The 24,342-nt window shown below is 71.7% G+C and carries 21 protein-coding genes; 16 read left to right on the forward strand and 5 right to left on the reverse strand.

The features are described 5' to 3' along the window. Window positions 1-88: 88 nt before the first annotated feature. Window positions 89-1,249, reverse strand: a complete 1,161-nt coding sequence (locus SPI96_RS02765) for a PqqD family peptide modification chaperone (protein WP_321080838.1) — start codon at window positions 1,247-1,249, stop codon at window positions 89-91. 197 nt (window positions 1,250-1,446) lie between these two features. On the opposite strand from SPI96_RS02765, the gene SPI96_RS02770 reads away from it, so the two are divergent. The 10 genes from SPI96_RS02770 to SPI96_RS02815 are packed head-to-tail and all read left to right on the forward strand — an operon-like array spanning window position 1,447 to window position 13,128. Continuing rightward, window positions 1,447-2,376 carry a glycosyltransferase family 2 protein gene (locus tag SPI96_RS02770; RefSeq protein WP_321080839.1) on the forward strand — a complete coding sequence of 310 codons (930 nt, stop codon included), beginning with the start codon at window positions 1,447-1,449 and terminating at the stop codon, window positions 2,374-2,376. Then, window positions 2,373-3,428 carry a glycosyltransferase gene (locus tag SPI96_RS02775; protein ID WP_321080840.1) on the forward strand — a complete coding sequence of 352 codons (1,056 nt, stop codon included), beginning with the start codon at window positions 2,373-2,375 and terminating at the stop codon, window positions 3,426-3,428. Before SPI96_RS02770 ends, SPI96_RS02775 begins: the two co-directional genes overlap by 4 nt. Continuing rightward, on the forward strand, window positions 3,425-4,588 hold the full coding sequence (locus SPI96_RS02780) for an RNA-binding protein (protein WP_321080841.1): 1,164 nt from the start codon (window positions 3,425-3,427) through the stop codon (window positions 4,586-4,588). The genes SPI96_RS02775 and SPI96_RS02780 overlap by 4 nt, the downstream gene beginning before the upstream one ends. After that, window positions 4,588-5,376 carry an acylneuraminate cytidylyltransferase family protein gene (locus tag SPI96_RS02785; RefSeq protein WP_321080842.1) on the forward strand — a complete coding sequence of 263 codons (789 nt, stop codon included), beginning with the start codon at window positions 4,588-4,590 and terminating at the stop codon, window positions 5,374-5,376. The genes SPI96_RS02780 and SPI96_RS02785 overlap by 1 nt, the downstream gene beginning before the upstream one ends. After that, a complete protein-coding gene (locus SPI96_RS02790) occupies window positions 5,373-7,616 on the forward strand; it encodes an N-acetylneuraminate synthase family protein (protein WP_321080843.1) in 2,244 nt (747 codons plus the stop codon). Before SPI96_RS02785 ends, SPI96_RS02790 begins: the two co-directional genes overlap by 4 nt. 59 nt (window positions 7,617-7,675) lie before the next feature. Continuing rightward, window positions 7,676-8,752 (forward strand): glycosyltransferase, encoded by a 1,077-nt coding sequence (locus SPI96_RS02795; RefSeq protein ID WP_321080844.1) that lies wholly within the window; start codon window positions 7,676-7,678, stop codon window positions 8,750-8,752. Continuing rightward, a complete protein-coding gene (locus tag SPI96_RS02800; protein ID WP_321080845.1) occupies window positions 8,752-9,795 on the forward strand; it encodes a glycosyltransferase family 4 protein in 1,044 nt (347 codons plus the stop codon). The genes SPI96_RS02795 and SPI96_RS02800 overlap by 1 nt, the downstream gene beginning before the upstream one ends. A gap of 11 nt (window positions 9,796-9,806) precedes the next feature. After that, window positions 9,807-10,784, forward strand: coding sequence for a glycosyltransferase family A protein (locus tag SPI96_RS02805; protein WP_321080846.1), 978 nt, complete (start codon window positions 9,807-9,809; stop codon window positions 10,782-10,784). 26 nt (window positions 10,785-10,810) lie between these two features. Beyond that, on the forward strand, window positions 10,811-11,974 hold the full coding sequence (locus SPI96_RS02810) for a glycosyltransferase (protein ID WP_321080847.1): 1,164 nt from the start codon (window positions 10,811-10,813) through the stop codon (window positions 11,972-11,974). Continuing rightward, window positions 11,971-13,128 carry a glycosyltransferase family 4 protein gene (locus tag SPI96_RS02815; RefSeq protein ID WP_321080848.1) on the forward strand — a complete coding sequence of 386 codons (1,158 nt, stop codon included), beginning with the start codon at window positions 11,971-11,973 and terminating at the stop codon, window positions 13,126-13,128. Before SPI96_RS02810 ends, SPI96_RS02815 begins: the two co-directional genes overlap by 4 nt. On the opposite strand, the gene SPI96_RS02820 is transcribed toward SPI96_RS02815, so the two are convergent. Next, on the reverse strand, window positions 13,100-14,695 hold the full coding sequence (locus SPI96_RS02820; RefSeq protein ID WP_321080849.1) for a glycosyltransferase family 39 protein: 1,596 nt from the start codon (window positions 14,693-14,695) through the stop codon (window positions 13,100-13,102). The genes SPI96_RS02815 and SPI96_RS02820 overlap by 29 nt on opposite strands. Beyond that, window positions 14,692-15,561 carry a glucose-1-phosphate thymidylyltransferase RfbA gene (rfbA, locus tag SPI96_RS02825; RefSeq protein WP_321080850.1) on the reverse strand — a complete coding sequence of 290 codons (870 nt, stop codon included), beginning with the start codon at window positions 15,559-15,561 and terminating at the stop codon, window positions 14,692-14,694. The genes SPI96_RS02820 and rfbA overlap by 4 nt, the downstream gene beginning before the upstream one ends. Window positions 15,562-15,610: 49 nt before the next feature. Between rfbA and SPI96_RS02830 the strand changes: the two genes are divergently transcribed. From SPI96_RS02830 to SPI96_RS02840, 3 genes are all read left to right on the forward strand, one after another. Then, a complete protein-coding gene (locus tag SPI96_RS02830; protein WP_321080851.1) occupies window positions 15,611-16,687 on the forward strand; it encodes an acyltransferase in 1,077 nt (358 codons plus the stop codon). 318 nt (window positions 16,688-17,005) lie between these two features. Beyond that, window positions 17,006-17,329 (forward strand): acyltransferase, encoded by a 324-nt coding sequence (locus SPI96_RS02835; protein WP_321080852.1) that lies wholly within the window; start codon window positions 17,006-17,008, stop codon window positions 17,327-17,329. 107 nt (window positions 17,330-17,436) lie between these two features. Then, a complete protein-coding gene (locus SPI96_RS02840) occupies window positions 17,437-18,189 on the forward strand; it encodes an alpha-1,2-fucosyltransferase (protein WP_321080853.1) in 753 nt (250 codons plus the stop codon). Here the strand turns inward: SPI96_RS02840 and SPI96_RS02845 are convergent. Continuing rightward, window positions 18,141-19,145 (reverse strand): glycosyltransferase family A protein, encoded by a 1,005-nt coding sequence (locus SPI96_RS02845; protein ID WP_321080854.1) that lies wholly within the window; start codon window positions 19,143-19,145, stop codon window positions 18,141-18,143. The genes SPI96_RS02840 and SPI96_RS02845 overlap by 49 nt on opposite strands. 171 nt (window positions 19,146-19,316) lie before the next feature. Between SPI96_RS02845 and SPI96_RS02850 the strand changes: the two genes are divergently transcribed. The 3 genes from SPI96_RS02850 to SPI96_RS02860 are packed head-to-tail and all read left to right on the forward strand — an operon-like array spanning window position 19,317 to window position 22,486. Continuing rightward, the gene (locus SPI96_RS02850) at window positions 19,317-20,036 is read left to right on the forward strand and encodes a glycosyltransferase family 2 protein (protein WP_321080855.1); all 720 of its coding nucleotides are present in this window, start codon (window positions 19,317-19,319) and stop codon (window positions 20,034-20,036) included. Between the two features lie 19 nt (window positions 20,037-20,055). After that, complete coding sequence (gene rfbB / locus SPI96_RS02855; RefSeq protein WP_321080856.1) at window positions 20,056-21,051, forward strand: dTDP-glucose 4,6-dehydratase; 996 nt, start codon at window positions 20,056-20,058, stop codon at window positions 21,049-21,051. 13 nt (window positions 21,052-21,064) lie between these two features. Further along, complete coding sequence (locus SPI96_RS02860) at window positions 21,065-22,486, forward strand: sugar nucleotide-binding protein (protein ID WP_321080857.1); 1,422 nt, start codon at window positions 21,065-21,067, stop codon at window positions 22,484-22,486. Between the two features lie 84 nt (window positions 22,487-22,570). Here the strand turns inward: SPI96_RS02860 and SPI96_RS02865 are convergent, their stop codons facing one another. Further along, complete coding sequence (locus SPI96_RS02865; protein ID WP_321080858.1) at window positions 22,571-23,965, reverse strand: polysaccharide biosynthesis tyrosine autokinase; 1,395 nt, start codon at window positions 23,963-23,965, stop codon at window positions 22,571-22,573. Window positions 23,966-24,342 lie beyond the last annotated feature (377 nt).

Consider the following 24,342-nt stretch of genomic DNA (forward strand, 5'->3'; position numbering starts at 1 on the left):
CCGCTGTGGCGGGGGGGGGGGCGCCCCCCGCCGGGGGGGCGGCGCCCCGTCCGTCTGGGGACCTGGGGGGGGAGGAGGAGGGGAGGGCTCAACTCCCTGGGGCGGCGTCCTCGGTGGTCACGAGGCGCTCGCCGGCCAGAGCGTCGAGGGCGGCCTCAACCGAGGCACGGGCGCCCTCGGGCAACGGGGCCCACGCCTCGAGTTCGGCCAGCAGCCCGTCCACGCTGCGGGGGGTGTCCAGCAGGGACCAGAGGGCGGGGCCGAGACCGTCCAGAATCACCAGCTGTTCGTGGGCCAGGAGCACAAGGCGGCCGTCGGGCAGCTCGATCCCGCAGTCGGCGCCGGACCTGCGCAGCACCGGACCGGACGCCGTCGGGGCCTCGGGGGCCTCGGGGTCCTCGAGGGAGGCGGTGAGCTCGTACTCGGCCAGCGGCTCCCAGGCCGGCTCCACGGGCTGGGGTTCCTCGGCCAGGAGGCCGTCCACCACGGGGCGCAGGTCCTCGGACTCGGCGTAGACGAGCCGGCGGGCGCCGCCGAGCCGGTCGAGGGTGCGGCACAGGGCCACGAGGCCGCGGGGGAGCCGAGCGAGCGATGAGGTCTGCGGCACGAGCACGGCGAGGGCATCCACGAGGGACATCCGCTCGGCGCGGGCCGGCACCTGCCCCTGAGGGTCGCGGACGCGGTCCAGCACGGCCACGGCGCGGATCTGCGCGGGCCGGGTGGGCCCCAGGCCGAGCTCTTCCGGGCCTGCCTGGTGCTTGGGGCGGGCGCCGTCGGGGCCGAGCAGGGACAGCGGCTTGGGGTAGGGGGTGACGGACAGGTCCTCGGGGTCGAGGATCGCGGTCTCGTCCGTCAGGTATGCGTAGTGCGGTCCCAGGCGTCGGGTGGCGGTGGTCTTGCCGGTGCCCGAGGCGGCGGCGAGCACGATCCCGGCTCCAGTGCGCTGGTCGGCGAGCACGGCACCGTGGAACATCAGGTGACTGCCGCGGGCCGAGTCGATGGTGCGGGCGGTGATCCGGTAGACGAGCTCCTCATGGAAGCGTTCCCAGGCCTGTGCATCGCCGCCGGACCATGACAGGTCTGCCTTGTCCTCCGGAGCCGCGGGGCGGGGGTCGCAGCGCGACCAGTCCCGGGCCACGAGGGCGGCGTGTTCCTCGTCCAGGCCCCCGACGACGAGGTGCCCGCGCCCGGCGGTCAGGCGCAGGGCGCGCGTGTCGGCCTGCGCGGGCTCGAGGGGTCCGGGGCCCATGGGGGTGCTCCTGTCCGTTGGGGTGCGGTGCATCGCCGCCCGGCGCCGGTGCGCCGTCCTCTTGAGTCTAGTGAGGACGCCGCACGGGGCCCTGCCAGGGGGAGTGCATCGGGTCCGTCCGTCGGCGGCGGCCTATACTGGGCGGGGCAGAGCACGTTCTCAGTCCACCATCCCCACCGTCTCTCGGAGGCATCTCCATGTCTGTATCGCCGCGCCCCCAGACGGTCACGGTGGTGATTCCCCACTACGGGGATCCCGCCCCCACACAGGCACTCGTCACCCGGCTCATGGCCGACCCCGCCCGCACCATGGCCGGCATCGTGGTGGCCGACGACGCCTCGCCCACCCCCTACCCGGCCTCCTCAGAGTCCGCCGGGATGGTGCAGGTGGTGCGCCGCGAGTCCAACGGCGGCTTCGGCGCCAACGTGAACACGGGACTGGCCCAGGTGCGCACCCCGCTGGCCCTCGTGCTGAACTCGGACGCGGAGATCACCGGCGAGCAGATCGACGCCCTCGTGGAGGCCGCTGCACCCCACCAGCCCGTGGTGGCCGCCCCACAGGTGCTCAACCCTGACGGCACACCGCAGTGGACGGGTCGTCACTTCCCCACGGTGCTGCACCAGACCGTGGAGTGGTTGATCCCGCTGGCCCGATTCCGGCACCTGCCCGTCCTCCACGAGGCCGTGGGGCACGACGTCGGCGCCGCCCGGGCGACGGCGCCCACCCCGGTGGACTGGGTCATGGGGGCGGTGATGCTGCTGCCCCTGGACCAGGTGCGCGCAGTCGGCGGCTTCGATGAGGACTACTTCATGAACTCTGAGGAGGTGGACCTGCAGCTGCGTCTGCGCCGTCGCGGCGTCGGATCCCTCGTGGTCCCCTCCGTGCAGGTGGCCCACGCCCAGGGCGGATCCTCGGACCCGCTGCGCCGCCGTGCCTGGCTCGTGGACTCCCGCTTCCGCTATGCGCGCCTGCACGGGCACCCGCGCCTGCTGCGCGGGGCCCTGACTGCCGCCACCGGCGTGAACTGGGCTGTGAACCGTCTCCGGCAGGCGCGGGGGACGGACGTGGACGCTGCCGCCGTGCGTCGTGATGAGATGGCACTGATCTGGAAGGGGACGCGCCGATGACCGCCGCGTACACTGTGCCCGCCGCCGGGGCCGCACGCTCCGGCCGTCCCGAGCGCCTGCTGCTGGTCTCCCCGGCGTTCCACGGCTACCACCGCTCGATCGCCCGCGCCTGGGCGCAGCAGGGCTTCGATGTGAGCGTGCACGCCTACGACGCCTACAGCACGGTGTCCATGAAGCTGCGCAACAAGGCGCTGCTGGAGCTGCCGCACCGGCTCGGTGTGGACCGCTCCGCCGCCCGCGTGGCCTGGGACACCCAGCGTGCCCTGGATGCGCTGAGGCAGGTCCGCCCGGACCGTGTGCTCGTGATCAAGGGCGACTCCCTGGGGGAGTCGTTCTGGGCGGAGGTCGAGGCCCTGGGCGTGCCGCGCATGCTCTGGCTGTACGACGACCTGCACCGCCACAGCTACACCATGGACTTCCTGCGTCGGGTGGGACCGGTGCTCAGCTATGCCCGCTCCGAGGCCGAGCAGCTCGCAGCCGAGGGCGTGGATGCCCACTACATGCCCAACGGTTTCGACCCGGGCCTGCACCTGCCCGAGGTGCCCCGGCGCCCCGAGCTGGTCTTCGTCGGCTCCCGGTACCCCAACCGGGTGGAGCTGCTCGAGCGCCTGGCTCGGGCCGGGGTGCCCGTGCGTGCCTACGGCCGGCAGTGGAGCCACCACCCGGTGGACCGGCTGCGCACCTGGGAGCTTTCCCGTCCGGCGCTGCCCGCTGAGCGGGACATCCCGCTGGAGGAGGCCTACGCCGTGCAGGCAGCGGCCGCCGGGGCCATCAACATCCACGGCCTGCAGGCCGGGCACGCGATGCGCACCTTCGAGGTGCCTGGCATGGGCGGCCTGCAGCTGGTGGACCGGGAGGATGTGGCGGAGTTCTACGAGCCCGGTGAGGAGGTCCTCGTGTTCGAGGATGCCGACCACCTCGTGGAGCTCGGCCGCCGGATCGTGGCAGAGCCCGCCTGGGGTGAGCGCATCCGCGAGGCGGGACGGCGCCGCTCCCATGCCGAGCACACCTTCGCCCACCGCGCGGCTCGGGCCCAGGAGTGGTGGCGGTGACGGCCCCGCGGCACCCTGCCGGGGACGCCCCGCTGTTCTGGCGTCCCGAGGACCTGCCGGCCTGGCGGCGCTGGCAGCGGGCGCAGTGGCCTGCCGCGCGCCGCGCCGCCGACGCCGTCCGCACCCTGCGTGCCCGCCTGCGCCGTGATGCGTCCTCCCCGGAGGAGGGGCTGCGCGTGCTCGTGCCGGCCGGCCCCGTGCACACCCTCGTGGCGGTCGAGTCCGCTGGCCCCACGCAGCGGGCCGCACTGGTCGAGCCCGTGCTCGCGCTGGCCGCCGGCCGTGCCGCAGGCGTCACCGACCCCGCGGCCGTCCTCGCCGGCGTCGGCTGGGTGATGCCCGCCGAGACGGCCGAGTCCCTGCGCCCCGAGCTGCCCGCCGGTACGGAGCTGACCACGGTGTCCGGGGTGGACCCGGACCTGAGTGCACGCCTGGACGGGCTGCGCCGCGTGCTCGTGGCGGGGGAGTACCTGCCCGCGGGCCAGGCCGCCGTGCGCTGGGCCCGCGAGCGCGGGGCGGAGGTGGCCGTGGTACAGCACGGGCTGCTCGCGGTATCCACGCCGCCGGTGCCCCGGGCGGCCACGCTCTACGCTTTCACCGCGCAGGACGCCGCCTGGTGGGCCCAGGGCCGGACGGACGTACAGGCAGTGCCGGTGGGCTCGGCCCTGCTCGAGCACGCCCGCCGTGCCGCCCCGGCACCCGGGGCCGGGGACCACGACGCCGGCCCGGGCGTCTTCCTGGGCCAGCTCCACGGGGCAGAGCTGCCCCGCACGGACTTCGTCCGCGCCGCCGAGGAGTACCTCCGTGCCACCGGCGCCGTGTACCGGCCGCACCCAGCCGAACGGGACCGCCTCTCCCGGGCACAGCATGCCCGCTGGGAGGGGGCCGGCGTCGTGCTGGACCGCACCGGGGTGCCGCTGGCATCCACGACGGGCCCGGTGGCCGCCGTCTTCAGCACGGGCATCCTCGAGGCGGCCCAGGCCGGCCGACCCGCCTGGGCTGTGCACCCGGACCCGCCCGCCTGGCTCGAGGGCTTCTGGGAGCGCTACGGGATCACCCGCTGGACCCCTGGGACTCCGCCGAGCCCCACCCCGCCGCTGTCCTCGCCCACGCCGGACCCTGCGGCGGCGATCGCCGACCATCTCTGGAGGAGCACCTGATGAGCATCCTGTGCGTCATCCCCGTCCGGGGAGGCTCCCGCGGCCTGCCCGGCAAGAACATCCGCATGCTCGGAGGGCACCCGCTGGTGGCCTGGACCGTCCGCGCGGCCCTCGAGGCCGAGGCGGACCTGCATGTGGTGGTCTCCACGGACTCTGAGGAGATCGCCGAGGTCGCCCTGCGCTACGGCGCGGACGTGCCCGGGCTGCGCCCGGCCGAGCTCGCCCAGGACGAGACCCCCACCGAACCGGTGGTGGAGCACGCGCTCGCAGCCGAGCGGGCCCGGGGGGTGGAGCCGGAGGCGGTGATGCTGCTGCAGGCCACCAGCCCCCTGCGCCTGCCCGGCACCTTGGACCGCGCCGTGGCCCGCTTCCGTGAGCCGGGGGTGGATTCGGTGGTCGGCGTCGTGCCGGTCTCCCCGTTCATCTGGCGCCACGCTGAGGACCCGGCCGCGCCCCCGCTGGCGGACTACGACGTGATGGCGCGCAAGCGCCGCCAGGACATGGTCCCCATGGATCTGCGCTTCCGCGAGAACGGCTCCCTGTACGTGACGGCCCCCTGGGTGTACGACGAGCTGCACAACCGCCTCGGGGGGCGCATCGCGCTGCTCGAGCTCGACGACCTCGAGGGCGTGGACATCGACACCGAGCTGGACTTCGCGCTCGCCGAGCAGCAGATGGACCAGTACCTGGCGGTGGAGAAGGTCCTGCACCGCCGGCCGGAGCTGTCCGGCCCCACCCTCCTCTCTTCCCGAACCGTCCCTGATTCCGCCGTGGGAGGCGCCCAGTGATTATCGAACGCACCCTCACCCCCTACCTCGTCTTCCCGGAGGAGTCCCTCCTCACCGCGCTGCAGAAGATGACGGACAACCGTGAGCGCATCGTGTTTGTGGTGGACTCCCACGGCTTCCTGCAGGGCTCCCTCACGGACGGGGACTTCCGCCGCTGGCTGCTGGCGAACCCCTCGGCGTCGCTGGACTCCCCGGCCTCCGCCGCCGTCAACCCCCACCCGGCCACCGCACCGCTGGGAGCCACGCCGGAGCAGATGCGCCAGGCCCTGCCGACCGGGGCCGCGCACCTGCCCCTGCTGGATGAGCGCGGGCGACTGGCCGCCCTGGCCGTGGACCGCGAGGACGAGCTGCGGATCGGCTCGCACCGGATTGGCCCGGGCCACCCGGCGTTCCTGATCGCTGAGATCGGCAACAACCATCAGGGCGATGTGGACCTGGCCCGGCGCCTCGTGGACCTGGCCGTGGAGGCCGGCGCGGATGCCGTGAAGTTCCAGCTGCGGGACATGGACGCCCTCTACCGGCAGTCCGGGGCGGCGACGGCGGGTGAGGACCTGGGCGCCCAGCGCACCCTGGACGAGCTGGCCAAGTTCTCCCTGTCCGCCGAGGACATGGTGACGGTGTTCGACCACACGCGCGCCGCCGGCGTCGCGCTGATGTGCACCCCCTGGGACGCCCCCTCCATGCAGGTGCTGGCGGACTACCCGGTGGACGGCGTGAAGATCGCCTCTGCGGATCTGACCAACCACGGGCTGCTGCGGGACGCCGGCGCCCACGGGATCCCGATGGTGCTCTCCACGGGGATGTCCCGGGAGGAGGAGATCCGGGAGACCGTGGAGCTGGTGCGCTCCCTCGGGGTCCCCTTCGCGATGCTCCACGCCCAGTCCACCTACCCGGCGCCCTACAAGGACGTGAACCTGGCGTACCTGGACCGCCTGGCGGAGATCGCCCAGACCCCGGTGGGCTACTCCGGCCATGAGCGCGGCTTCCACGTGGCCCTGGCGGCCGTGGCCCGTGGGGCCTCGATCGTGGAGAAGCACTTCACCGTGGACCGCTCCCTGGAGGGCAACGACCACAAGGTCTCCCTCCTGCCGGAGGAGTTCGCCCAGATGGTGCAGCAGACCCGCGAGATCGAGGAGTCGATCGGCGTGGCCGAGGAGCGTGTGGTCTCCACGGGTGAGGCCATGAACCGCATCAACCTGGCCAAGTCCCTCGTGGCTGCCCGCCCGCTGGCCAAGGGCGATGTGATCACGGAGGCGGACGTCACCGTGAAGTCCCCGGGCCGAGGCCTCCAGCCGAACCAGCTGCCCGAGCTGGTCGGGCGCACCGTGCACCGTGATCTCGCCGAGGGTGACTTCTTCTTCGCCGGCGACCTCACGGACACCGTCCCCACCGGGCGTGACTTCCAGTTCAACCGTCCGTGGGGCCTGCCCGTGCGCTACCACGACGTCGCAGCCCTCACGAAGGACTGCACCCCGGACTTCCTCGAGTTCCACTTCTCCTACAAGGACCTCGAGATCGACATCGACACGGTGTTCACCGAGCCGATGCCCATGGGCTTCACCACCCATCTGCCGGACATCTTCGCCGGGGACTTCCTCGTGGACCTGGCCAGCGAGGACGAGCAGGTGTGGGAGCGCTCGATCGCCGAGGTGCAGCGCACCATCGACATCACCCGGGACCTCAAGCGCTGGTTCCCGAACGAGGAGGCCCCCATCATGGTCATCACCATGGGCGGGTTCACTCTGGACCGGCACATCGCTCCCGAGGCGCGCCAGGCCAAGTACAGCCGCATCGGCGAGGCTGTGAAGCGCTTGGACACCACTGGGGTGCGGATCGCCGCTCAGACCCTGCCGCCGTTCCCGTGGCTCATGGGCGGTCAGCAGTACCACAACCTCTTCATGGACCCGGACGACACCGTGGCCTTCGTGGAGGCCACGGGTGTGCCCCTGTGCCTGGACATCTCCCACTCCAAGCTCTCGGCCACCTTCCTCGGGATCCCCTTCTCCGAGATGGTGGAGAAGCTGGCCCCCCACAGCATCCACCTGCACATCGTGGACGCCACCGGTGTGGACGGCGAGGGCCCGCAGATCGGCGAGGGCGACGTCGACTGGCCCGTGCTGTGCGAGCAGCTCGACCGCCTGGCCCCCGGGGTGAGCTTCATCCCGGAGATCTGGCAGGGCCACATCAACAACGGCGAGGGCTTCTGGATCGCTCTGGACCGCCTGGAGCAGTGGTTGTGAGCGCAGGGGCTGTGAGCGCACCGGCTGACGGCTTGCCGGTACCCCTGACCCTGTGGTGCGTGCCCGTCCCGGACCTCGGCGGTGTGGCCCGGCATGTGCTGGACGTGGCCGGCGTCGGCCTGCCCGGGCTGCGCCTGGCCGTGCTGTGCCCTGAGGGGCCCCTGGCCGAGCGGCTCCGGGAGCGCGGTGCGGCGGTGTTCACGGGCCCCTTCGGTCCCGACGCCGGCCTGGCCGCCTCGGTGCGCACCCTGCGCCGGCTTGTGCGCACCCTGCGTCCGGCCGCGGTGCACACCCACCTGGCCTATGCGGACCTCGCCGCCGCGGCGGCGCTCGCCTCGGACCGGCGCACCGCGCTGATCAGCACCGAGCACGGCATCGCCCCCGACGACACGCTGTACAACTCCGCCGCGGCGGCGCGGGTGAAGAACCTGGCCCATCGGGCCCGACTGCGCCGCACCGACCTGGTGATCGCGGTGGCGCAGTCCACCGCGGACGTGCTCGCCGCCAAGTGGCGCCCGGCCGCGCCCGTGCGGGTGATCCGCAATGGGGTGGACGTCGCCGCGGTGCGAGCCGCCGCCGTCGGGGAGCGCAGGGCACCGGGGGAGGGCCTGCGGGTGCTCTCGCTGTCCCGCCTGTCTCCGGAGAAGCGCCTGGACCGCCTCGTGGAGGCCTTCGCAGGCCTGCACGCCCAGGACCCGGCCGCCCGGCTCACCCTCGCCGGCTCCGGCCCGCTGGCCGCGGACCTGCGCGCCCAGGCCGACGCCCTCGGCCTCGGGGACGCAGTCACGCTGCCCGGACACGTGGACCCGTGGCCGGCCATGGCCGAGCACGACGTGCTCGTCCAGCTCTCCGCGTGGGAGAACCTCAGCTACACCCTGCTCGACGCCGCCGCCGCCGGCCTGCCCGCCGTCGCCACGGACGTGGGCGGCAACGGGGAGATCCTGCCCGCCGAGCGCCTCGTGGCGGACATCGAGCCGTCCACCGTGCTGGAGGCCGTCCGCCGCGCCGCCACCGAGGGGCCCGGCCCCGTGCAGGTGGGGGACGTGGCCGAGATGGCCCGGCAGACCGCGGAGGCCACCCTCGACGTCGTCGAACGCCGGGCCCGCCGCACCGGCCGGGGGTGGGTGAGCCCGTGATGAGCACCCGCATCTGGGTCGCCGCCAATCAGGGTGAGGTGGGCGGCGGTGAGGTGATGCTCCACCACATCGCCACGGCCTTGCGGGAGCTCGGCCGGGACGTGGCCGTCGTCGCCCCCGCCGTGCCTGCGGAGACCGCCGACCGGCTCGCGGCGGACGGGTTTACCGTGGAACGGGTCGGCGGACCCGGCCGAGCCGGATACATGCGGGCCCTGCGCCGCTGGCACCGGGCCCACCGGGACGAGGTCGTGTGGTGCAACGGCCTGCTGCCTGCCACCGCGCTGGCCGGTCGGGGCCGGCGGATCGTGCACCTGCACCAGGTCCCGGAGAAACCACAGCTGCGCGCCTTCAGCGCGGTCGCCCGCCCGGGTGCCCTGGCGGTCCTGGCTCCTTCGCGCTTCGCCGCGGAGCGGATCACCGGGGCCCGGGTGCTGCCCAACTGGGTGCCGGCACCGACCGATACCCCTGATGCCCCCCGCTCCAGGCCCTCCGTGCCCGAGAGGCCGCTCCAGGTGGGCTTCCTGGGCCGCCTGTCCGAGGACAAGGGTGTGCTGACCCTCCTGGAGGCGGCGGCCCGACTGGATCAGGAGACTCCGGGGGCCTTCCGGTTCCTGATCGCCGGGGAGTCCCGGTTTGTCCCCGCTCCAGAGCAAGCGCGCATCGGGGAAGCTCTGGCGCGGGCCGGCGGAGCCGTGGAACTGCTCGGCTGGCAGGACACCACCGCATTCCTCTCCCGCGTGGACCTGCTGGTGGTGCCCTCCCAATGGGCCGAGGTGTTCGGCCTGGTCAGCGCCGAGGCCATGGCGGCAGGCGTCCCCGTGGTCGTCTCGGATGCCGGAGCCCTTCCCGAGGTGGTGGGTCCGGACCACCCGTTGACCTTCGTCCAGCGCGACGTCGCAGGGCTGGTGGCCGCCCTCCGCCGGGCCGCCGAGGTGGACCGGCCCGCCCTCGCCCGCGCCCAGCACGAGCGCTGGCGGGAGCGCTTCTCCCCGGAGGCCGGGCGTGCCGCCGTCGCCGTCCTGCTCGAGGACCTGCACATCTGATGGAGGAGACCATGACCGAGACCGCCCGCCCCGTGCCCGAAAACGTCTGCGAGGCCAGCGTGATCGTCCCCAGCCGCGGGGGTGCTGAGCGCCTGCCCCGGCTCATCGGGGCGCTGGCCGCCCAGGAGGACGCCCCGCCGTTCGAGGTGCACGTGGTGGTGGACGGGGACGTGGACGGTTCTGACGCCGTCCTGGCCCGCCTGCGTCAGGAACACCCAGGCCTATCCCTGACCTGGACGGTCTTCGAGGAGAACCGCGGCCGCGTGGCCGCTCTCAACGCGGGGGCCGACGCCACCACCGGCCGGATCCTCATCCGCGCCGACGACGACCTCGATCCCGGCCTGCACTACATCCGGGACCATGTGGCCGCGCACGAGGCCGGGCCCCGCGGCGTCATCGGGCTGACCGAGGACATCATCCCCGAGACGGCATACCAGAAGGTCTACGGCACGGCCCAGGGCCGCGCCCACCGTGCCCACGCGTACTCACTGCCCGCCGATCAGCAGTGGCGGCACTGGGCAGGGAACGTCTCTGTGCCCCGGGCCCTGCACGAGGAGCTCGGCGGGTACGACGCCGACTACCGCCGCTACGGTTGGGAGGACGTGGACTTCGGGTACCGCCTCCACGCGGCCGGCTACCCCGTGGTGATCCACCCGGAGCTGGAGACCCGGCACCACGCGGCCGCCGTGACCACGTACACCAAGGCCCGCCGCGCCCTCCACTCGGGCTCCGCCCGCCAGACCTTCGCCGCCAAGCACGGCGTGGAGCCCCTGGGCGGCGACAGCGCCCCCACGGGACTGTGGGGTGCCGCTGTGCGCGCGCTGGCCGCCGTCACCACGGAGGCCACGGTCGAGCGCGGCTCGGCGCTGATCGACCGCGCCGCGGCCGTGCTGCCTGCCCCGGTGGCCCGCAAGCTCATCGCGCTGCAGGTGGAGGCCGCTGCGGAGACCGGCCGCGTCCATCCCAAGCGCGCCCGCCGCACGTTCTGACCGCCTGCCCCACGAGGACTGACGCCATGACCATCGACGCCGCCCCCGGGCGCATCGCGATCGCCCACGACTACCTCACCCAGAAGGGTGGGGCCGAGCGCGTGGTGCTCGCTTTGCACCGGATGTTCCCGGACGCACCGATCTACACGACGTTCTACGAACCGGAAGGGACCTTCCCGGAGTTCAAGGACGCCAGAATCATCACCTCCCCGCTCAACCGGGTGGGCATGCTCCGCAAAGACCCCCGGCGCGCCCTGCCGCTGTTGCCGCTGGCCTCCTCCCTGATGCACGTGCGGGAGCCGCTGGCGGTGGTGTCCACCTCAGGCTGGGCCCACGGGTTCCGCTACGACGGCGACACGCTCGTCTACTGCCACACCCCCGCCCGTTGGGTGTACCTACTCGAGGACTACCTCGGGGAGGGCGGGCAGAAGAGCCTCAAGGGGCGCGTGGCCCGCGCGCTGCGTCCCGGGCTCACCGCCTGGGACCGCGCGGCCCAGCGCCGTCGTACCCGGTACGTGGCCAACTCGACGGTGGTGAAGCGGCGCATCGAGGAGGTCTACAGCGTTCAGGACGTGGACCTCGTCTTCCCGCCGCACTCCGTCAGCACGGACGGGCCACAGGAGCCGATCCCCGGCGCCGAGCACCTGGCCGAGGGTGGCTACCTGCTCTCCGTGGCACGCCTGATGCCCTACAAGCACGTAGACGTGGCCATCGAGGCTGCCGCGCGGGCAGGCCGGCCGCTCCTGGTGATCGGCAAGGGCCCCGAGGAGGCACGCCTGAAAGCCATGGCCGGGCCAGACGTCGTCTTTGCCCAAGACCTTACGGATGCGCAGCTGCGCTGGGCCTACTCCCATGCGACCGCACTGATCGCGGCCAGCCACGAGGACTTCGGCATCACACCCCTGGAAGCCAGCGCCTGGGGTGTGCCGACCGTCGCACTGCGGGCCGGCGGCTACTTGGACACCATCGTGGAGGGCGTGAACGGGGTGTTCGTGGACGCCCCGACCGTGGAGGACGTGACGGAGGGTCTCCGGCGGACTCTCAGCCGTAACTGGGACCGCACCGCCATGCAGGACCACGCCGAGCGGTTCTCCGAGGCGGAGTTCGCTCGGCAGATCGGCGCTCTGATGGGGATCATGGGAGAAGGAACAGAAGAAGGCCCCACTGCAGACGAGGAGGCTTGGGTATGAAGGCAACAGACGAGCACACGGATCGTCTACGCGTGGCCGTCGTCTTCCCCGGTGATCCCACCGACCCTCGCGTGTGGTCCGGAACTCCGGCGGGACTGGTGGGCGGCCTGCAGGGGGCGGGAGTGGAGGTGGTCCCCGTGGACGTCACACCCCCGCGGCGGCTGGCCGCACTGTGGACCCGGGCTGTGGCAGGGCAGCTGCGTCCCAGCCCGGACCACCTGTTGACCATCACCCGGCAGGGTACTCCGTATGCGCGTCTCGTCTCAGCGACGGCGGCCCTCCGGGTGCCGAGGGATGCGGACGCCGTCCTGCAGATCGGCACCGGCTACCGGGCGTTCGGGCGGGTGCGGGCCACCTTCGAGGACATGACCGTGGTGCAGGGACGACGCCACGCCTGGGGGGAGATCGGTGCGCTGCCGGAGCGCCTCGTCGAGGGACGCCGTCGGCTCCAGCAGAGCGTGTACCGCAACGCGGACGTCTGCTTCCTGGCGACATCGTGGGCCGCCTCCTCCGTGGCGGAGGACTACGGCGTTCCCCGTGAACGCATCAGCGTCACCGGTCTGGGTGTGAACCGGCCGGTCCCGCCTGCGCAAGACCGGGACTGGTCCCGACCGTGCCTGCTGTTCGTGGGCAACGCGTGGGAGCGCAAGAATGGCCCCGCCGTGCTTGAAGCCTTCGCCCGTCTGCACGCCCGTGTCCCCGGAGCGCAGCTGCACCTCGTGGGTCAGGGAGTCCCTGCCTCCGCCTCGGAGTTCCCTGGCGTCACCGTCCATGGGGCCCTGCCCATGGGGGACCCGGAAGCCCAGCGCCGCCTCGCGGCCCTGTTCGCCTCCGCCACCTGCCTAGTGGTGCCGAGCCAGCTGGAGCCGGCGGGCATCGTCTACGCGGAGGCGGGGGCGGCAGGCATCCCTGCGATCGGTTCCACGGTGGGCGGTGCGGCGGATATGATCGGCCCCGGCGGGCGGGTGGTGGACCCGAAGAACGTGGATGCCCTCGCCGCGGCCATGGTGGAACTCGCCGACCCGACTACGGCCCGGACGCTGGGGGAGCAAGCCCGGCAGCATGCGGCAGGCCTCACCTGGGAGGCCGTCGGAGGCAGGATCGCCGCACGTTTGCGGGAGGCGGTCAGCGGCACTGAGGGAGCCGCTGGATGACCACCTGGTCCGTCCCCCCGAGGATGTACTTCGGGTAGGAGCGCACCTCCACGACTTCACCGCCATCGGCCACCGGGGACCCCATCGCCACGATCAGGCACTGGCGTGAGTCGGGGAACTGCCCCGCCCAGATGTCGACCGGCTCGGTGCGGGCGTCCTCGCCGGCCAGGGGGGTCTGCGAGTGATGGCCCACCCACGCGAACCCAGCGTCCACCTCACGGGGATCCGTACCCTGCGAGACGATCTCCTCGGCCGTGCGCCACACCGCACCCGTACTCGCCCAGGTGTGCGCCGTGATGAGAGAGGTGACCGACAGCACCACGGCACCGGCCGCCGCCGCGGCGGCCCACCGGCCGGCGGTCATGTGTGCTCCGCACAGGACCAGCACCACCACCGGCACCACCAGCGGATACAGGTAGCGCTCGAACATCGCCTGCCCGGAGAGCGACTGTACGAACGTGCCGCCCAGGTAGAGGACGAGGAAGCCTGCGAGCACCGCGGGAGCCGCCTCCCACGAAGCCGGAGAGACCGGGCGTGGACGGTGAGGGGGACGGACGTGTGTGGCGAGAGCCGTCAGCGCCACCGCTGCAAGGAGGGCCGCGGCCCACATGAGCGGGGCGGGGACGGTGCTCCGTTGTCCGTGGAGCATTCCCTCGTAGGCCCCCTCGGGGGCGAGGTAGTTGCCCAGGAGCATGCCGGAACCCATGAGCACGAGCATGACCGCCCCCATGAGTGCTGCGAGGCCGGCGGCCGCCCACGTCAGGAGCCTGCGGGGCCGGCGTGCGGAAGCCAGCAGGGCGGGGGCGCAGATGAACATCAGTGACATCAGTGCCATCGCCATGGAGCGGACGGCGTAGGAGGGGTTCAGACCCACGTGGGGTGGGTCGTCCCCGGCGTGGGAGCGGCGCCAGATCTCGAAGACGGCGAGTGCCACCAGCGCCGCACCGGTACCGAGGGCGATCAGTCGACGGCGGTCACGCCGCATCAGCCAGGACACCAGAGCGACGGCGACAAGCGCGGCGAGGGCCTGTTCCCGGACCGTCACCCCCCAGGCTGCGCTCAGGACTGCCAAGGCCCAGTCGCCGGTGCGGCCCGACTCCACGAACCGGACTCCGAAGTGGAGGGCTCCGGCGATCCCGGCCATCATCGGCACGTCCGTCATGTAGGACGTGGACAGCAGTGCGAACCCAGGGGCCAGACCCACCAGGGCTGCGGCCAAGGCGGAGGAGGTTAGCGGCAGGTGGGCGCGGCGTGCGGTGGCGTAGGAGAAGCCCAGCACTGCTGCTCCGCAGAGCATCACGAACAGGTGCTGGACCACGATGCTGGACCCCAACGGCCCCAGGGGGGCCATCATGCCCACCATGGCCGCCCGGTTGAACCCGATCAGCTCCAGGACGCCGTCCTCGGCGAGGGTGGTGGCGATCCGCGTGTGAGCCCAGGAGTCGTTGTGGGGGATCCACAATGCCCCGGCTCGGGCCGCGAGGAAGGCAGGAAGCGCGAGGAAGGCGAGGACCAGCGCCGCAACGACGCCAACCTCGCCGCCTGTCCGACGGGCCGTCCTGCTCACCGCCCGCACTCGACCAGCTCGAGTAGATATGCCCCGTACCCGGACTTCACGAGGGGCTCGGCGCGCTCGCGCAGCTCGTCGTCCGTGAGCAGGCCCTGACGCCAGGCGACCTCCTCCGGGGAGCCCACCTTGAGCCCCTGCCGGGACTCGACGGTGCGGATGAAGTTCGAGGCGTCGTTCAGGTCGTGGAACGTGCCGGTGTCCAGCCAGGCCGTGCCGCGGGGCAGCACCTCGACGTTCAGGGCACCACGCTCGAGGTAGGTGCGGTTCACATCCGTGATCTCGAGCTCACCCCGCGGGGAGGGCTTCAGGGCCTTGGCGATCTCCACCACGTCGTTGTCGTAGAAGTACAGGCCGGGCACGGCGTAGTTGGACTTCGGCTGGGCGGGCTTCTCCTCGAGGGAGACGGCTTTGCCTGTCGCATCGAACTCCACGACGCCGTACGCGCTGGGGTCCTTCACCCAGTAGCCGAACACGGTGGCTCCTTCCACAGCGGTGTGGCGGCGCAGCTGCTGACCCATGCCGGGGCCGTAGAAGATGTTGTCCCCGAGCACGAGGGCCACGTGGTCGTCTCCGATGTGCTCCTCGCCGAGGAGGAATGCCTGGGCCAGTCCGTCCGGGGAAGGCTGCTGCACGTAGCTGAGCGAGATCCCGAACTGGGAGCCGTCCCCGAGCAGACGCTGGAACTGCCCGGCATCGTGCGGGGTGGTGATGATCAGGATGTCGCTGATTCCCGCCAGGATCAGCGTGGACAGCGGGTAGTAGATCATCGGCTTGTCGTAGACCGGCACGAGCTGCTTGGAGATGGCGTGCGTGATCGGGTGCAGGCGGGAGCCGGTTCCCCCGGCGAGGATGATGCCCTTCATGGGTTCGATGGTATCGGCCGCGGTCTGCCCAGGTCCCTAGGATCGTCGCATGACTGCTTCTGCCCCGTCGGCACCACCCGAGAGCGGTCCTCCTGGCTCCCTGGGGGATGCGCTCTCCGGGCGTGACAACGCCTTGAACGCACTCCGCCTGCTGCTCGCCGTCGCCGTCCTGGTGTGGCACTCGTTCGTGGTGCTCGGTCGGGGTGCCGATGGGGCGTTGGCTTCGACGGGCGCCACATGGGCGGTCAACGGATTCTTCGCGATTTCCGGGTACCTGATCTGCGGGTCCCGGCTGCGCCTGCGGTGGAGGCCGTTCCTGTGGCGGCGGGTGCTGCGCATCTACCCCGCGTACTGGGTGGTGCTGGCTGTCACGGGGCTGGTCTTCGCCCCGCTGGCGGCCCTGCTCGGGAGCGGGAGCACATCGGTCGCGGCCGGGCTGGACTACCTAGTGCAGAACTCCACCCTCTGGCTCCGGCGGTACGAGGTAGGCCACACCCTGATGGATGTCCCGGAGCAGGGCCTGTGGAACGGGTCTCTCTGGACCCTCCTGTTCGAGTTCGCCGCCTACCTCGCTGCCATGGTGCTGCTCGGGGCGGTGTTCGTCCGCCGGCACTTGACCGTCACGCTGGCCGTCCTCCTCGTGCTGATCACCGCGGCGGGTCTCACCGGGGTGGGCTCCGGCATCCAGCTGCCGATGGACCTTCTCAATCAGGGAATCCGCCTGGGAGGGTGCTTCGTGGCGGGCATGCTCGTCTACAGTGTGCGCTTCCGCCTGCCGGCCGCCTGGCCGCTCGCGCTGGCCTCCTTGGTGATCACCGTGGGGCTCATCGCCCTGCCAGGCCTCGGACACCTGGCTTCCCTGCCGCTGGCGGTGGCCCTGCTCAGTCTCGGGGCGCTGCTGCCCACCCGAGTGGGCGCCGTGAACGACATCAGCTACGGCGTCTACATCTACGCCTTCCCCGTCCAACAGCTGCTCGTCGTCGCCGCGGGCACTGGGTGGCCCGTGTGGCTGCACGCTCTGGCCGCCCTCGGCCTCTCTGTCGCGGCGGCGTGGGGGTCGTGGCTTCTCGTAGAGCGCCCGGCCCTGCGCCTGGCGCACCGACGCCGGTCACCTCGCTTCGTATGAGCCCCGACAGGTGCCGGTCGGCGCGACCGGCACAGTGGAGCCGTAGTCTTCTCGGAGCGGGGCGCCCGCAGGCGATGGGCCGCAGCCTGGCCACGGATGTGCATGAGGACACCCGATCGGACACCGACAGAGGAAGAGGACGAACGCATGAGGATTCCTGGCGGTGCCACCGCACGGAGACTCACCCGGGCCGTTGCTCGGACAGAGCTTCTCCCCAACTGTCTGCGGGGGAGGGCCCTGGAGTACTTCGGGTTGAGGGGGGCACGGGACTCGTGGTGGTGCGCGGGTGTCCGGGTGCTCGCTCCGGAGCATCTCACCGTGGGCCCCGGTTGCTTCGTCAACCGTGAGGTCCTCCTCGACGACGGCTCGATCGAGCTCGGTCCGGGCGTCTACATCGGCCATCGGGCGATGATCCTGACCGCCACCCACGAGATCGCTGGCCCCGATCGTCGGGCGGGACAGCCCGTGCATCGGGACGTCCGCATCGGTGAGGGGACCTGGATCGGCGCCGGTGCCGTCGTACTGCCCGGCGTGACGATCGGGCGCGGCTGCGTCGTGGCTGCTGGTGCCGTCGTCGTCCGCGACTGCGAACCCAACGGGCTCTATGCGGGTGTACCCGCTCGACGCGTGAAGGAGATCTGATGAGCAGAATCGTCACGGACCTCGGTATGAGAGGTCGCGCCACGGCCGCGCGGATACTCGACAGGGTCCGGCGTCAGGGGCCTTCCGTCATCTGGGGGAACGAGCCCATGAACGGCGGCAACTTCCTGTTCCTCTGGGCCACCGCCTGGGCTCGTCACCGGGCGACCGGCAGTCCCTGGCTGGTGCGTCAGAAGCCGAAGATGATGCCGTGGCTGGAGGAATTCCCCATGCTCCAGACCCTCACCGTGGCGGAGGAGGAGGTCAGTTTCTGGCAGCCCCGGACCGTCGAATGGGGACAGCAGGCCTACCTGGACTGGTTCTACCGGGACCTCGTGGAGTTCGCCGCCGGCCACCTGCTGAGCTCGGAGCGCTTCCAGCGCCGCCTGGACAGGATGGACCGCGACGCCGTCGTCGTGAACGTACGCCGGGGCGACTACTACTCCGATCCTGTGCACCGGGCCAACTACGGGTTCGACATCGCCGGCTACGTCCGCGCCGCCATCTCCCGCGTGCCCGAGACGGACCTCCAGCGGATCGTCCTGGTCTCGGACGACGTCGACTGGTGCCAACGGAACCTCGGTTTCCTGGCCGACCACGCCTCCGTGCATGCCCTCCCCGGGCCGCACGACATGTTCGACGACCTGGCGCAGATCGCCGGAGGGCGCCACCTGATCCTGGCGAACTCCACGTTCTCCTACTGGGGCGGCTACCTCTCCAGTGCGCTGCCGCCGCAGGTGCGCGCCCGGTCAGTCCAGGCTCCGCTGCACTTCACCCGGCTCTACGCCCGCGGTGAATCGCCGTTGCTACTGCCTCAGTGGCGGGCGATCCCGGACGACGAGTACGAACCCGCTGACGCCTGAGCCTCCTGTTCAAGGCCCAGGCCGACCGACGACGGCGCCCGCCGACCGAGGAGGCGCCGGTGCACCCACCCTTGGGTCAGGCCCCAGGCGGTCGCTGCGCGGTCGGCAGCGCCGGCCCAGTCCCGCCTCTTCGCGCCCAGGGCCATGGCCGCGAGGGCGCCTCCGGCTCTGGCCAGCTCGGCGACTGGTGGCCGGCGCAGCTCGGGGGTCTGCATCCATGCCGCACGCGCCGAGGCGGCCTCCACCAGGGCCCGTCCGGCGAGTCGACGCACGCGCACCCGGTCCCGCAGGGCGGAGGGGCGGGCGTAGATGATGGACATCCCCCCGGCGTCCACCACCGGGATCTCGGCCCGGTCGAGCCGGTAGGCGAGGTCGTTGTCCTCTCCGCCCAGGGTCAGGGCCGCGTCGAAGCCGCCCACCGCGAGGAGCACGTCCCGGCGCGCGGCGAAGTTCCCTCCCATGAGCGCTGGCCCGAGGGAACCGCGTCCGGCCGGACGGACGGGGGCCGCAATCGTCCGCTCCTCCAGTACCGCGCGTCGCTCCGCGGGGCCCAGCTCCGCCACCTCGACGTCGTCCATCACCACGATGCCGCCGCTCACCACGGGATGCTCCGCGAGGAGGTCGACGGCCAGGCGGCACCAGTCGGGGTGGACGAGGTCGTCGTCGTCACAGAAGGCGAGCAGGTCCGCCTGCGCCTCGGCGATGCCGCGGTTGCGGGCGTAGGCCGCGCCGCGGTGGTCGGTTGCGTCCACGACGCGGATGAGGATGTCGTCAGGGGTCTCGAGCTCCCCGAGCATCCGGGTGAGGGCGGGATTGCCGCCGTTGTCGCACAGCAGGACCTCCCGCCGGGGAGCACAGCGCTGGCCGATCAGCGCCTCCAGCTGCCATCGCAGGGGTTCCCCGCTGCGGAAGCACGGAATGATGACGGACAGGGAGGGGCGGGGTGCCTCGTGCACAGGTCTGCTCCTGGAAGGGGAGGTGGTTCCGGTCATCCTAGGCGACGGGGGAGGACGGACCCTGCTCTGGGACGGTGCTGCTGCAGTGTGGGGAGGCGGTCCCTGCCGTCTCTAGCACCGAACCTGCGGGCGCCCCGGGACAGAGACGGCATGGGTGGTAGCGTCGTCTGCGTGGCCCACCAGCACCCTGCCTGCATCTCCGTCGTCATCCCGACACTTCAGCGTGCTCCCCAGCTGGAGGCCTTGGTCCGTGCTTGCGCCGCCCACCCCCGGATCGCTGAGGTGATCGTCGTCAACAATGCGACGGCTCCATTGGACTTCTCCTGCGAGGGGGCGCATGTGCTCCAGCAAGAGGAGAACATCTTCGTCAATCCGGCCTGGAACCTCGGCGTGGAGCATGCGACAGCCGATCTGGTGGCCCTCGTCAACGATGACCTCACCGTGGACCCTCGGCTGTGGGATCGAATCCCCCGCTGGCTCAGCCTGCCCTTCGTGGGGATCGTGGGCGCGGACGGCACCCATGCCAACCGCCCCGGGGACCGGCGTCTCCGCATCCGGCCGGCGACCTACGACCATGTGCGAACCGGCTTCGGGATGCTGATGGCCATGCGTCGCCGAGACTATGTTCCGGTGCCCCCGGGGCCGCTGATCTGGGGAGGCGACGATTGGCTGTTCCAGGCGCAGCGGCGCCCCAATTGGGTCTTCCGAGGTGCGGGGCTGGAAACCGACATGAGCACCACCTCGGGCAGCCCGGAGTTCACCAGGCTGCGCGCCGAGGAGATCGAGCAGACTCGGCACATCCTGGAGCAGCATGGCAGCCCGCGCTGGTGGAACAAGGGGACGGCGGCGCTGACCCGGCTCGGACGACTGCGAGGGCGTTCCCTCTCCTGACCCCGATACCCTGGACCCCATGCGCATCCTCGTCACCGGCGGCGCCGGGTTCATCGGCTCCAACTTCGTCCACCACCTCGTCCGCGAGACCCAGCACGACGTCGTCGTGCTGGACAAGCTCACCTACGCGGGCAACCGCGAGAACCTCGCCGGCCTGCCGGAGGGGCGCGTCCGCCTCGAGGTCGGGGACATCTGCGACGCGGACCTGGTGGACGCGCTCGTGAAGGATGCAGACGCTGTGGTGCACTATGCCGCGGAGTCCCACAACGACAACTCCCTCAATGACCCTTCTCCGTTCATCCAGACGAACATCGTGGGCACCTTCACCCTGCTCGAAGCGGTGCGTCGGCACGGCACGCGCTTCCACCACGTCTCCACGGACGAGGTCTACGGTGACCTCCCGCTGGACACGCCGGAGAAGTTCACCGAGTCCACCCCGTACAACCCCTCGAGCCCGTACTCGTCCTCCAAGGCCGGGTCGGACCACCTCGTGCGCGCCTGGGTGCGCTCCTTCGGGGTGGAGGCCACGCTGAGCAACTGCTCCAACAACTACGGGCCCTACCAGCACATCGAGAAGTTCATCCCGCGTCAGATCACCAACCTGATCGACGGCGTCCGCCCCCGCCTCTACGGCCAGGGCGTGAATGTGCGGGACTGGATCCACACGGAGGACCACTCCTCCGCGGTGCTGCGCATTCTCGAGCGCGGACAGATCGGCCGCACCTACCTGATCGGCGCGGACGGGGAGAAGAACAACAAGGAGGTCGTGGAGATCCTCCTCGAGCTGTTCGGCCGCCCCGCGGACGACTACGACCTCGTGGCCGACCGCCCCGGCCACGACCTGCGCTACGCGATCGACAACACCGCCCTGCGCACCGAGCTCGGCTGGGAACCCCAGTTCACGGACCTGCGGGCCGGCCTGGCGGACACGGTGCGCTGGTACCGAGAGAACGAGTCCTGGTGGCGACCGGCCAAGGAGTCCGTGGAGGCCTCCTACGCCGCCCAGGGCCAGTGACGGGGGAGTGGCGATGAAGATCACCGAGACCGCCATCCCGGGCCTGCTGGTCATCGACCTGGACGTCCACGGGGACAACCGCGGCTGGTTCAAGGAGAACTGGCAGCGCGAGAAGCTCCGCGCCCTCGCCGAAGCCCACCCGCGCCTGGCCGGCCTGCAGCCGGTGCAGAACAACATCTCCTTCAACGACGCCGTGGGCACCACTCGCGGCATCCACGCCGAGCCGTGGGACAAGTTCGTGGCTGTGGCCCACGGCCGCATCTTCGGTGCCTGGGTGGACCTGCGCGAGGGGGAGACCTTCGGGGCCGTGGCCACCGTGGAGCTCGGCCCGGAGAAGGCCGTGTTCGTCCCGCGCGGCGTGGGCAATTCCTACCAGACGCTGGAGCCGGACACCGCGTACACCTACCTCGTCAACGACCACTGGTCCGCCGACGCCCAGGGCCAGTACACCTTCCTCAACCTCGCGGACCCGACCGCGGCCATCGCCTGGCCCATCCCGCTCGAGGAGGCCGAGCTCTCGGACAAGGACCGCGTCCACCCGATGCTCGCGGACGTCACCCCCATGCCGGCCGCGCCGATCCTCGTGCTCGGCGCCGGCGGTCAGCTCGGTCGGGCCCTCGTGGCCCGGGCCGAGGCCGCGGGCATCCCCGTGGAGGCCCACGGCCGGGACACCTGGGACCTCACGGACCCGGCCTCCTGGCCGCGCGAGCACTTCCGCGGTCTGCGCGCGGTGGTGAACGCCTCCGCCATGACCGCCGTGGACGAGGCCGAGACCGATGAGGGTCGCGCCCGCGCCTGGGCTGTGAACGCCACCGCGGTGGCTGAGCTGGCTCGCCGCTGCGCGGACGCCGGTGTGCCCCTGGCACACGTGTCCACGGACTACGTGTTCGACGGCACCGTGCCTGTCGGCCAGGACATCCCCGTGGACCAGCCGCTGGCCCCCCTGGGCGTCTACGGCCAGTCCAAGGCCGCCGGTGAGGCCGCCGTCCGCGTGCTGAACCGCCACTGGATCGTCCGGACCTCCTGGGTGATCGGTGAGGGCAAAAACTTCGTGGCCACCATGGCCTCCCTCGCCGAGCGCGGGATCGACCCGGCCGTCGTCGCCGACCAGCACGGCCGGCTCACCTTCGCCGAGGACCTTGCCGACGCGCTGCTTCACCTGGTGGTCAGTGACGCGCCCACGGGCACGTACCACATGTCCAACAGCGGGGATGCGGTCACCTGGCACGACGTCGCCCGCTGGGTCTTCGAGGACACCGGGCACGACGCCGACCGCGTCAGCCCGACCACCACCGCCGCGTACACCGAGGGCAAGGAGGGCATCGCCCCCCGCCCGACGAACAGCGCTCTTGACCTCGGCCCTCTGGTCACCGCCGGCTACCGTGCCCCCGATCAGCGGCAGCGGCTGAAGGAGTACCTAACCGCCCGTGCCTGACCAGCACTGCGGACGCCATGAGGCCCCGGCCCCACCGGATTCCAGTGGGGCCGGGGCCTCGTCACACCTGCGGGCGACTCGCGGTTAGCTGCGGCGCTTGTTGCGCTTGCGCCCCTTGCGTCCGGCGGAGGAGGAACCCTGGAGGTACTTCTCGTGGGACTTGTGGTACGTGCTGCCGTAGCCGTACCCGTAGTAGCCGCTCGTGCCGCCCTTACCGGGAGCGATGCCGTTGATCACCACGCCCACCAGGTGGGCACCGACCGAGCGCAAGGATTCGGCGGCGGCCTCCAAGTGGTCCTTGCGGGTCTCGCCCTGGCGCACCACCAGCACGGTGCCGTCCACGGCCCGCGAGAGGATCGCGGCGTCCGTCACGGGCAGCAGAGGCGGGGAGTCCACGATCACGAAGTAGTCCTGCGACGCCAGCTTCAGCAGGGCGCGCATGCGCTCGGATCCCAGCAGCTCGGAGGGGTTCGGAGGAGTGCGGCCAGCGGCCAGCAGTGTGAGGTTCGGGATGCCGGTGTCCACAAGGGCCTGCTCCGGCTGGACCTCACCGGCCAGGACCTCAGACAGCCCGACGTCGCCGGGCACCTGGAAGAGATCGTGCTGGCGCGGACGGCGCAGGTCGGCATCCACCAGGAGGACGCGCTCGCCGGTGAGGGCTAAGGCACGGGCCAGGTTCGAGGCGATCGTGGACTTGCCCTCCGACGGGTTGGCACTCGTGAAGGAGACGATCCGGGGAGGCTGGTCCACGGAGACGAAGTTCAGGTTGGTGCGCAGGGCTCGGATCGACTCACCGGCACGAGGGTCCAGATTCATGGCCTCGGTGCCCTTCCGACCCAGGCTGGTGTCCTCCGGGATGGTGCCGATCACGCCGGCGTCCGTGAGGGCGCGCACGTCGTCCCGGCTGCGCACCTTGACATCCATCATGCGGCGCAGCAGGGCGATTGCCAGGCCGGCGATCAGGCCAGCGGCGGCACCGAGGATGATGTTGTTGCGGGTGTTGGGGCTCACGGGAGCGGTGGGCACCTGGGCGTCGGAGAGCGGCACCACGCGCACGGGGCTGTTCGGGTCCACCTCGGCGGCGACATCCGCGGTGGCCTGGAGGGCGGTGTTCGCCAGGCGGGCCGCGGCTTCGGGGTCCGTGGAGGTGGCGGTGACGCGGATCAGGTTGGAGTCCGGCACAGAGGCGGCGCTCAGGGAGCCTGCTGCGTTCTGCCCGGTCTCCTGAGCCACGCGCTCCAGGACGGCTCGGCTGTTGGTGAGCGCGAGGTAGGAGGACGCGCGGCTGTCGGAGGGCAGGCCAGCGGCGATCACGCTGTTCTCGGTGTTGCCCGGGGCCAAGAAGCCGGTGGACTCCGAGGCATAGATCCTGGGCTGGAGGGCGGAGTACCCCCAGCCCAACAGGCCACCGATGAGGGTGGCCGCCAGGAGCAGCAACAGATTGGCGCGCAGCAGGCGCAGGAAGTCGACGATGGTCACGGGGAACACCTCAAGGACGCGGCGGAGGATGCGAGGCGAGCGGCCCCGGCTGCCCAACCCTAGCAACTCCTGTCGCCACCTCGCCGCCCCGGGCCGCGGGCAGTCGGTCCGGGGCACTACCCTGGGAACGGCCCCCGGAGCCGAGCTCCCGGTTCTGCGTCCCCAGTCCTTCCGTTCCCCTTCCCAGCCTTCGAGAGGCGGCCCCATGCCGAGCAGCGTGACCTCCGGGGGGCGTCGACGTCGGTCCATAGCGGCAACGTCCGGTTCCCGCCCGGTGCTGGACCGGATGCCCGGTCTGGCGAGACAGGCGGAGTCCCCCTGGACTCGGTCTCCGTGGAACCCCCTGGTCACCAGTGAATCCCCACGCCTGCTCGAAG

Source organism: Micrococcus sp. (genome assembly GCF_034179925.1).
Lineage (GTDB): Bacteria > Actinomycetota > Actinomycetes > Actinomycetales > Micrococcaceae > Micrococcus.